The sequence below is a fragment of the Micromonospora sp. ABR4_055 genome, from assembly GCF_056160425.1.
This window is the reverse complement of record NZ_JBSWXD010000205.1, coordinates 1-9,810: the sequence shown is the minus strand read 5'-3', so window position 1 is coordinate 9,810 and position 9,810 is coordinate 1. Positions and strand designations below refer to the sequence as shown.

General features: G+C 70.0%; 9 protein-coding genes. 4 read left to right on the top strand and 5 right to left on the bottom strand.

From position 1 onward, the window contains the following. Positions 1-237 precede the first annotated feature (237 nt). Both ACXAHD_RS29450 and ACXAHD_RS29445 read right to left on the bottom strand, forming a co-directional pair. Entirely contained in the window at positions 238-1,608 is a 1,371-nt protein-coding gene (locus ACXAHD_RS29450; protein WP_289211309.1) for a cytochrome P450, read from the bottom strand. Next, complete coding sequence (locus tag ACXAHD_RS29445) at positions 1,605-2,591, bottom strand: DUF1702 family protein (RefSeq protein ID WP_281551615.1); 987 nt, start codon at positions 2,589-2,591, stop codon at positions 1,605-1,607. The genes ACXAHD_RS29450 and ACXAHD_RS29445 overlap by 4 nt, the downstream gene beginning before the upstream one ends. Before the next feature lie 328 nt (positions 2,592-2,919). Here ACXAHD_RS29445 and ACXAHD_RS29440 point away from each other — a divergent pair, with 328 nt between their 5' ends. Further along, a complete protein-coding gene (locus tag ACXAHD_RS29440; RefSeq protein ID WP_281551616.1) occupies positions 2,920-4,008 on the top strand; it encodes an NAD-dependent epimerase/dehydratase family protein in 1,089 nt (362 codons plus the stop codon). A gap of 37 nt (positions 4,009-4,045) precedes the next feature. After that, positions 4,046-4,840: a maleylpyruvate isomerase family mycothiol-dependent enzyme gene (locus tag ACXAHD_RS29435; protein WP_281551617.1), complete on the top strand. Its 795-nt coding sequence runs from the start codon at positions 4,046-4,048 to the stop codon at positions 4,838-4,840. Between the two features lie 279 nt (positions 4,841-5,119). Here the strand turns inward: ACXAHD_RS29435 and ACXAHD_RS29430 are convergent, their stop codons facing one another. Further along, the gene (locus ACXAHD_RS29430) at positions 5,120-5,899 is read right to left on the bottom strand and encodes a helix-turn-helix transcriptional regulator (RefSeq protein ID WP_281555704.1); all 780 of its coding nucleotides are present in this window, start codon (positions 5,897-5,899) and stop codon (positions 5,120-5,122) included. A 451-nt stretch (positions 5,900-6,350) separates the two neighbouring features. Then, positions 6,351-7,277, bottom strand: coding sequence for a carboxymuconolactone decarboxylase family protein (locus ACXAHD_RS29425; protein ID WP_281551618.1), 927 nt, complete (start codon positions 7,275-7,277; stop codon positions 6,351-6,353). Between the two features lie 443 nt (positions 7,278-7,720). On the opposite strand from ACXAHD_RS29425, the gene ACXAHD_RS29420 reads away from it, so the two are divergent. Together ACXAHD_RS29420 and ACXAHD_RS29415 are read left to right on the top strand one after the other, a co-directional pair. Next, positions 7,721-8,320, top strand: coding sequence for a carboxymuconolactone decarboxylase family protein (locus ACXAHD_RS29420; protein ID WP_281551619.1), 600 nt, complete (start codon positions 7,721-7,723; stop codon positions 8,318-8,320). A 25-nt stretch (positions 8,321-8,345) separates the two neighbouring features. Next, the gene (locus tag ACXAHD_RS29415) at positions 8,346-9,221 is read left to right on the top strand and encodes an SDR family NAD(P)-dependent oxidoreductase (protein ID WP_281551620.1); all 876 of its coding nucleotides are present in this window, start codon (positions 8,346-8,348) and stop codon (positions 9,219-9,221) included. A 123-nt stretch (positions 9,222-9,344) separates the two neighbouring features. Here ACXAHD_RS29415 and ACXAHD_RS29410 read toward each other — a convergent pair. Beyond that, on the bottom strand, positions 9,345-9,810 hold a 466-nt coding region (locus tag ACXAHD_RS29410; RefSeq protein WP_475054694.1), incomplete at its 5' end, for a copper resistance CopC family protein.

Below are 9,810 nucleotides of genomic sequence, written 5' to 3'. Positions count from 1 at the left end.
GCGTTTCTTCTCCGGTGGGTCTGGTTGTTAGGTTTCGCAGGCCGAGGCGACCACCCCCCACCACCCGGCCGGTCGTTCCTTTTGGGCGCGGACCCGCCCGGTCCTTCGTGGTGGAGTCGCAGTCGCCTCGGACTCGTCGCAGTTCGCCTCGGACGCCCGGTGGACCGTCGCGGGCCGGACACGACGCAGCCGGCGCTCGCAGATGCGAGCGCCGGCTGTGTCAGGTGGGTGGGCCGGTCAGGCCTCGTGGACCCGCATCGGCAGGCCGCCCCGGACCCGCAGGGTCAGCATCGGTTCCGGAACCAGGCGGTAGCCGGGCTGCACCGACATCCGCAGCCGACGCGCCACGCAGGCGATAACGAACACCGCCTCCATCAGCCCCAGGTTGTTGCCGACGCAGAAGCGCGGGCCGGCGCCGAACGGGATGTACGCGTACCGGGGCCGGTCGGTGCTGCGGTCGGGGTCGAACCGGTCCGGGTCGAACCGGTCCGGATGCGCCCAGAAATCCGGATGCCGGTGCAGGGTGTACGGGCAGAGCACCAGGTCAGCGCCGGCCGGCACATGGTAGCCACCGACCACGTCGTCGCCCTGGGCGATCCGGGGCAGCAGCCAGACCGGCGGGTAGAGCCGCATCACCTCGTCGACGACCATCGCGGTGTACCGCAGCCGGTGCAGGTCCTCGTAGACCGGTGTCCGGTCGCCGAGCACCTCGACCGCTTCGGCGTGCACCCGCTCCCAGACGTCGTGATGCCGGTCGAGCAGATGGAACGCCCAGGTCAAGGTGCTGGCGGTGGTCTCGTGACCGGCCAGCAGCAGGGTCACCAGCTCGTCGCGCATCCGCTGCCGGGCGACCTGCGGATCGGCTTCCTCGTTGGTCGATCCGATCAGCCGGGACACCACATCGTCGCGTTCGGCGATGCCGCCGGCCGCCCGCCGCCGGGCAACCAGCTGGTCGACGACGTCCTGCAGCTCGGCGCGGGCCCGGCGGAACCGCCGCTGCCGGGGCAACGGCACCCAGGTCGGCACCGCGCCCAGCGACATCATCTCGAAGATGGCCTGGTCCTGGACGGCTTCGAACGCGTCGCCGATGCCGCCGAACTCACCCAGGTCGGTGTCGAGCAGGGTCCGGCCCAGCACCCCGAGGGTCAGGTCGGTCATCTCGTGACGGATGTCGACCGGTTCGTCGCGGCCGACCATGGTGTGCAGCCGGTCGGCCAGCCCGACCGCCTCCTCGGCGATCGCGCCGGCCTGCCGGGCGATGCGCCGGGCCTGGAACACCGGCTGGATCGTCTTGCGCTGCTTGCGCCACAGCTCACCCTCGCTGGTCAGCAGGCCGTCACCGAGGGTACGGCGGGCGTGGACCAGCCCGATCCCCTTGTGGTAGTTGCCCGGGTTCTCAGCGAGCACGTGCTTGGCGTGGTCGGGGTGGTTGAAGAAGTACAGGGTCTTCGGCCCCAGCGGCAGCCGGACGGCGTCGCCGTAGCGGGCCGACACCGACCGCATCACATCCAACCGGTTACGGGCCATCCGGGCCAGCAGGGCCGGTGCCGACCAGGGTGACGGCCCGGGGGGACGCAGCCGGCTGGGCTGGTCGGCGAGCGCCGTCACGGCTGCGCCCCGACGTCGGCGCGGAACCGTGCGGCAATCGCACACCGCCAGATCTCGTACGCCGGCAGGTCGGACTCCGCCGTGACGGGCGGGATCTCCTCGTCGGTGATCCGGGCCGCTTCGACCGCACCGGTGCGGCAGAACACCTCGGTGGCCAGCTCGGTGTGCGGCATCAGCAGCCCGGCGCGGACCCGGGCCTGGGCTGCGAACGCGCTGGCCTGGGCGACGAACGGGGCATGGTCGCCGGAGCGGCGCAGGAACAGGGCAAGCTCCTCCTCGGTGGCGCCGCCGGCGTACGTCGCGGCCAGGCCGGCGCCGCTGTACAGGTCCTGGTGCCGGGCGACGGGGAACGCGTCGATCAGGTCCGCGGCGCGCGTCGGGTCGGAGCCGGCGACGAACCAGATGGCCCGGCCGATGCCCTGGTCCACGACGCGGTCGGCGTACCACGTCGGGCCTTCCGACGGCCAGGGGAAGCCGCGCACCGTCCGCCGGTTGACGACGTACTCGGCGGTGTGGAAGTACGCCTGGTGGAAGCCGTACCCGTCGAGCACCAGCCAGCGCAGCAACGGGTCGGTCGCGGCGGCGCTGGCCCGGCCCCAGAGGAACCGGGGCAGTCGGGCCATCGCCCAGCCGATGCCGACGTACGCCATGTAGACGTGCCGGTCGCCGGTCCCGGCGAGGAACTCGGCGCTGCGCCGGGGTTTCCCCGGGGTGATCGCGTCGACCAGGGCGAAGCCCATCGCCGCGCCCTCGTAGGCGAACCCCTGGAAGCGGGTCGGCAGCGGAGCGAGGTCGGTGTCGACGTCGGTGACCCGCCGAGCACCGGCGGCTGAGGAGAGCCCGGCGAGGAACGAGGCACCGACGGATTCCAGAACCTCAACTGCTTCCGGCCCTTTGTCGTGGAAGCCACGAACGGATACCCGGGTCTGCGAAATGTCAGGGGTCAGGACCCGTTGCCGGAGCCCTCGGATGATTCCGGTCACCTATCGCTCCCATTCATCCAGATCAGACAAGCATCATCATTGATCGTGCCGGTGCGACAGTGCGGACGCCACTTCCCGATTGCCCTGTGACCTGCAGCTAAGTAGCGTCAACAACGGCACTATGAGAGAAGACCACCGTCGCTCGCCGGGGCACGATCAGACCGGACCGACACCAACGAAATTGTCGTACGACACATCGAGCGACAACCTGTACGGGCACTCCACGCCGGTACGGGAGATTTGTTTTGCTCAGGCGCCGTTATCGGCCCGGTCGGCGGACGATATCCGACCATGGCGCATGGGTGGATTCCAGAAATGGAGGAGACCGATGTTGGTCCTGGTCACCGGCGGCACCGGATTCGTCGGCGCGCACACGGTCGCGGCCACCCTCGCCGCCGGCCATCGGGTCCGGGTGCTGGCCCGCGACCCCGCCGGGGTGTCCCGGGCCATGGCGCCGTTGGGAGTGCCCGAGACAGCGGTCGACGTGGTGCTCGGCGACGTCACCGACGCGGTCGCAGTCGACCGGGCGGTCCGGGACACGGACGCGGTGGTGCACGCCGCATCGGTCTACTCGTTCGACAGCCGGCGGCACGCCGCGACCCGGCGGACCAACGTACGCGGAACCGAGCTGGTGCTGGCGGCGGCGCGTAACCATGGGGTGGCCCGTACGGTGTACGTGTCCACGGTGGGCGCGTTGCTGCCGGCGGCCGGCTCGCCGCTCGATCCGAGCGCTGCGCACGGCCCGAGTTCGCTGCTCGGCCCGCGCTCGCCGGTCGGCACCGCCAGCGAGCCCTACCTGGCCAGCAAGGCGGCGGCGGAACGGGTCGCCCGCCGACACCAGGAGCAGGGCGCGCCGGTGGTGATCAGTTACCCGCCGGCGCTGCTCGGTCCGGACGACCCGAAGGTCGGCGACCAGACCGCCCGGCTGCGGTACGTGCTGCGCGGCATGATGCCGGTCTGGCCAACCGGCGGTTTCCCGGCCGGCGACGTCCGCGACACCGCCGCCCTGCACGCGGCGCTGCTCACCGCGCCGAGCGACGGCCTGGACCGGCACTTCGGGCCGGGACGGTACGTCAGCACCCGCGACTACGTGGCCACCGTCCGCGCGGTGACCGGGCGACGGCTGCCGACGGTGTTCCTGCCGGCCCGGGCGATGTTGCCGTTCGCCCGGCTCACCGACCTGGTGCAGCGGGTCTGGCCGTGGCACATCCCGGCTGAGTACGGCGCCTGCTACGTCTGCGCCTGCGCGGCGCACCCGCCGCAGGAGGAGCCGTTGGTCGGGCCGCCCGCCCGTCCGTTCAGCCGAACGGTCGCCGACACGGTGCGCTGGCTGCACCGGACCGGGCGGCTCTCCGCCGGGCAGGCCGGACGGGCGTCGACCGACCCGGCCGGACGGCCATTGCCCGACCGACAGTGATCCGCCGTGGCGACACGGCCGTACCAGGGAGGCAAGCATGTCCGAAAGCGACTCCGTCCGCGCCGAGTCGGGTGTCTCGGGCGCCGGGCCGGATCCCGCCGGGCCGATTCCGACCGGACCGGCTGCGGCCGGGTACCGGCAGGTCCGCCGGAACGTGACCGAGCTGCTCACCGCGGGTCCGCCGGACCTGGCTGCGGCCGTACCCGGCTGCCCGGACTGGAGCATCGCGGACCTGGCCAGCCACCTGGTCCAGGTCTGTGCCCGGGTGTATGAGCGGATCGCCGCGGGTGAGACGGCGACGGAAGGCACCGGCGGCGGACCGACGCCGGCCGGCATCCAGTTCTCACTGCTGCCGTCGGACCGCGCGACCGCACCGCTGCCGGCCGGTGGGATCGGCGAGCTCCTCGACGACTGGACGCGGTTGAGCGGGCCGGTCGAGCAGTTCCTCGGCGAACCGTTCACCGTCCGACGGGGCATTCTCGTAATGGACGCGTTCACCCACGAGTTGGATCTACGCCGGGCGCTCGGGGTGGATCCGCCGGCACCGCAGCACCCGGCGCTGCCGATAGCGATGGGCATCTTGGCGAAAGGACTATCGCTGTCGACCCGCAACCGCGGCCTGCCGGCGCTGCGGGTGGAGACCGACCTCGGCCAGTGGCCGATCGGCGAGGGTGCGCCCGCGGCCACCGTCGCCGGCTCCTGGCACGACGTCTACCAGGCGATGTCCGGCCGGTTGACCGAGGAACGGATCCGCGCGCTGCGCTGGAGCGCGGACCCGGCACCGTGGCTCGCGGCGTTCACCTGGGGACCGTTCGTCGTCCCCGTCCGCTGACGTCACCGCCCGACGTCGCTGGCCGAGGTCGCTGGCCGCTGACACCACCGCCAGGGGCCGTTGCCTCGCCGGCGAACGCAGTGTCACCGCACCGGGTCGGGGGTACTCGTTGAGCTTGATGCCGCAGGTGCATTCTGATGCGCCTGCGGCATCACGTCTTCAGAAGCACCGACGGAAGACGTCGCTGCGGATCCCTCGACCCCGCAGTCGGAAGCACATGTATCGACGTCGCCCGGCCGGCAGCGTGCGCCACCGGCCGGGTGAGGGCAGACCTTCGGGTCACGATCGGATCGCGCCGACCACCCGGGTCCGCCCGGCGACGCGCCGTTCGTCACGGCCGCGGGACCGACGGCTCCGGGAACCGGTCACGTGCCCGTCGAGTTCGGGCAGTGCGATCAGGATGGGCAGGTCGAAGACGCCGGTGGCGTGCAGTTCCAGGTCGACGGTGAGATCGGTGCCGACCGTCACCGACAACGGCTCGTGCGCGCCGACCGCGAGCGGACGTCGGGTCGATGGGCGGGCGGTGATGTCGTCCAGCGCGATCGCGGCTGCCCTCAGGTACCATTCGCCTTCCGGAACATCGGTGAGCAGGTAGTCGCCGGACGCCTCGAGGATGTCGCAGGCGGCGGGCAGCCCTTGCACGATCGGGCTGTCGAACACTCCGACGTAGACCTTGACCGGAACGTCGATCGGCGGCAGCACGACCTTTCCGCTGATCGTGGCAGCTCGCCGGCTGCCGGCCGACCGGGGCTGGGACAACTGTGGGATGCCGTGCTCGGCGAGCCACCGGTAGCGTGCCGGCGAGATGCCGACGCTGCGGGTGAACCGACTGATGAAGGTGCCCAGACTGTTGTAGCCGACGGCGTAGGCGATGTCGGTGACGCTCATGTCGGTCTCCAGCAGCAGGTGTTTCGCCTTGTACAGCCGGATCGCTGTCAGGAAGCGGCCGGGCGACGTGCCCGTCTTGGACCGAAACAATCTGGAAAAGTAAAAACGACTCAGAAAGGCAGAATCGGCCATAGCGTCGAGTGAGAGTGGCTCGTGGTAGCGGTCCCACATGATGGCAATAGCCCGTTCGACGGCGTTAGGCACTGCGGATCAACTCCATTCGGCTGTAGACGACGAGGTCGCCTCTCGAACAGTGCGCTCGCGCGCTGGTCACCCACTGCAGATTCCGGGAGCATCGACACAAACCCATTGCCCCAGCTCAGAGGCACCACCACGCCGCCACCACCCTGGCGGGGTGCGGCGGGAGCGGTACACCGAGGGTAATCGCCAACACGCCGCTTGGCTGCGCGGCGGCTCACGGGAGGCAGGAAAGTGTCGAACATCGCTCCACCATCTAGGCCCTGACCGGTCCGGATGACTTAAGACCCTACCATAAATCGAGAACAATAAGTGCAGCCAAATTTCGACTTTCTTGCTCTATCAATGGCCGGGCGCCGATCACCATCCGTAGCGGATACCCGCATTACTCGGCGATACCCTTTCTGTCCGAACGGAATGTCGCCTACCCCCGCATCGGGAGCAAATTGCCCACCCGCCGGGCCGCCGCCATCGCCGCCCAGGAGGAGAGCTCGACCAGCGTACGGTCGTCGGCGCCGACCTGCCGGCAGCGCTCGATGACGGCGGGATCCACCTGGTAGGAGGCGAAGGCGACCAGCAGCGCCAGCCGCGCCACCGGCCGCTGGTCGGCGGGCAACGGCGCGATCAGTTCCTCGACCCAGACCCGACTGATCCCACGTGGCCCGCCACCCCACCGGGCGAGATTGTCCGACACCAGGGCGCGGATGTTCGCCGGCAGCGCGCGGGCGCCGGCGTCGTCGATCGCGGCGCAGGCCCGCGCGTACGCCTGGGCGACGGTGTCGTTGTCAGCCGCCCAGGACAGGTCGGCGGGCAGGTCGGCGGCGGGCAGCAGGCCGAGGGCGGCCCCGGGTACGTGCGCCTGACGGGCGGCACCGGCCATCTGACGACCGAGCACCCACAGCACCGGCGGCAGCGTGAACTCCGGCACCTTGGGCGGTAGCGGTACGTCACGGAGGAACACGTTCACCATCCGGTTGAGGTAGTGCAACAACACCGCCACACCGACCAGGTCGGCGAGCTGCTCGGCCGGAAACTGAGGATCGACCGGCCTGCCCGGATGGTCCACCGACATCACCCATTCGACGAAGACGTCCAGTTCCGGGGCGTTCGTCGCGGGCTGGTCGCGCCGGCCCGGACCGAGCACGGTGAGCGCGCTGTTGTGGATCATGGCGCAGTACGGGCAGGCGTTGCCGGCCGAGACGGCGGTGGCCACCGCCTCCTTGGCCGCCCGGGACGCCAGCCCGGGCACGATCAACGTCTCGCGCAGCACCAGCCACGCCGCGGCGAGCATCTCAGGTGCCGCAGCATGCAGGGCCACCGGCGGCGCGAGCACCCCGAAGTCGCCTTCCATCTGTCGGTACACCTGAGACACGAGACCACTCGCCCTTCCTCGCCGCACTGCGGAGACGTAGCGAATCTGAGTCAGCCCCAGGCCGCTCAGCACCGGACGCATCAGACTTCCCGGCATCATGACCTCATCCGTTCCAATTGATTGGTGACAGGCTATCGGTTGATACTGCCACGTAGCCAGAGCTATCGGAGATCCCGCCCTCCTTTCGCCGGTCTTCAAAATGGTGCGCCGACTAGGCAATCTGGGAGAGCACGACCCCCTGCGGTACATGCCATCATGAGGCGACCAAAATGCCTGTCGACCGTTGCCACAGGTGCTGCCCGCTGCGCCGTGTGCCACTGTCGGGGCTGGCACGGCAGGTCTCGCCCCCGGTTCGGGTCTGGTGTGGAGGGTTGACGCACGGGCAGGCCCGGCACCCGCTCACCCACTGAGGAGAACACTCAATGGAAACGACGACAAAGCAGCCGGGAATCCGGGTCCCGCTGATTGACGAGGAGCACGCCGAAGGCCGCACCGCCGAACTCTACGAGCAGATCAAGGCAGTCACCGGGCTGCCGTTCGTGCCGGACATGTTCCGGCTCACCTCGACCAATCCTCGGCTGCTCGAGGTGGTCGTCGCCGGCTACGGGGGCATCTTCAAGGGCGACACCCTGCCCCGCGATCTCAAAGAGCTGATCTCGGCCTGGACGTCCAAGCTGAACGGCTGCCCGTACTGCGTGGGCACGCACAGCTGGTTCCTCAGCGAGTTCGGTGGCAGCGAGGAGCTGGTCGAGGCCGTCTCGACCGCCTCGACCGCCGAGGAGCTGCCGGTCGACGAGCGGACCCGGCCGCTGATGAAGCTGGTCGAGAAGGTCAGCACCGGCGCGTACAAGATCACCGACGCCGACTGGGAACAGGCCGCCGCCGCCGGCTGGAGCGACGCCGAGATGCTCGAGGCGGTCTTCTGCGCCAGCCTGTTCGCCTTCATCAACCGGCTGGTCGACGCGACCGGGTTGGGTACGTCAACCGACCGCAGCCGGATCGCCCGACAGGGCGACGAGTGACCTCCGGTCGGAGAGGAGTCCGGTCGTGACACGATCCCGCGCGATCCTGCTGACCGGTGCGTCGTCGGGCACCGGCATGTCGTCCGGCTCGGGCAAGGCGGCCGCGCTGCGCCTGCACCGAGCCGGCTGGCCGGTCTACGCCACCGGCCGCAACGTCGACGCGCTGGCCGATCTGGCCGCCGAGGGCATCACCGTGATGCATCTCGACGTCACCGACGAGGAGTCGATGGCCGCTGCGGTCAAGCGGATCACCGACGAACACGGCGCGGTCGGCACGTTGATCAACAACGCCGCGTACAGCCTCAACGGCACCATCGGGGAGACCCCGATGGACGAGGTACGGGCCCAGTTCGAGACGAACGTCTTCGGTCTGTGCCGGCTCACCCAGATGGTCCTGCCCGGGATGCGGGAGCAGGGCGGTGGCCGGGTGGTGCTGATGTCGTCGATCTTCGGACTGTTCGCGACGCCAGGTCGGGGCTACTACCAGGCCACCAAGCACGCGTTGGAGGCGATCGGCGACTCGCTGCGACACGAGGTGGCCCGGTTCGACATCAAGGTGGTGCTGATCGAGCCGTCGCCGATCCTCGGCGGTTTCGTCCCGGACAGCGTCGCCGACCTCGGCATGCAGTCGCACGGCAACCCGGCGCTGTACAAGGACTTCTGGGACTACTTCGTACAGTGGCACCAGGCGTACCGGCTCAGCGACAACCCGCCGCTGCGCGGCAAGATGGCGGTCCGCGCCGAGCATGTAGCCAAGGTCATCGAGACCGCGGTCACCCACCCCAACCCGCGCGTCCGGTACCGACTCGGGATACCCGCCCGGCTGCTGACCCGGATGCGGGCGACGATCGGTGACCGCAACTGGGACCGGTTCGTCCGCGCGTTCTTCCCCATCCCCTGACCGTGGCCGTGGGCCGTGGCCATGGCCCACGAACTGATCGGCGCCGGCGGTCGAAAACGCAGGCGCCGATCAGTCGGTCCGGCACGTCGACCGCCGGCGTACCCCGTCCCGCTGTCTGATTCGTCAGTCAGGATCGCGGTAGCGCAGTGACGTCGGCCGGCCGTCGCGGGGCCGCAGCCACAGCAGCGCGATCACCACGAACAGCACCAGCCCGTCGATGACCAGCAGGGTCGCGCTGAATCCGTCGATCTGGTGGGCGTGTTCGGACACCGCGTCGGTACGGGCCTCCCGGGTCGCGGCGTCCAGCGCGGCCGGCGGCACGCCGGTGCCCACGCTGAACCGGTAGACGTCAGTCACGTCCGAACCGTCGGGAAACGTCACGTGGTACGCAACGGTGTAGTCACCGTCGGCACCGATCTGCACCGGCTGGTGCACCCGGTCCGGGGCGACCTGCCGGTAGTCGCCGTCGGTGACCTCGTCGCCGGCGCCGTCGAACACCTCGACGTGAGACAGTTCCGGCTGCACGGTGTCGGTGAAGGACAGCGTCACGCCGGTCCTGTCTCTTCTCCACATCTGACGCTGCCGACAA

What these genes read in the sequence shown, in the direction of transcription:
- ACXAHD_RS29440 (WP_281551616.1), top strand. Translation starts at nt 2,920, where the DNA reads ATGTTGGTCCTGGTCACCGGCGGCACCGGATTCGTCGGCGCGCACACG.
- ACXAHD_RS29435 (WP_281551617.1), top strand. Translation starts at nt 4,046, where the DNA reads ATGTCCGAAAGCGACTCCGTCCGCGCCGAGTCGGGTGTCTCGGGCGCC.
- ACXAHD_RS29430 (WP_281555704.1), bottom strand. Translation starts at nt 5,899, where the DNA reads ATGTGGGACCGCTACCACGAGCCACTCTCACTCGACGCTATGGCCGAT.
- ACXAHD_RS29425 (WP_281551618.1), bottom strand. Translation starts at nt 7,277, where the DNA reads ATGGAAGGCGACTTCGGGGTGCTCGCGCCGCCGGTGGCCCTGCATGCT.
- ACXAHD_RS29420 (WP_281551619.1), top strand. Translation starts at nt 7,721, where the DNA reads ATGGAAACGACGACAAAGCAGCCGGGAATCCGGGTCCCGCTGATTGAC.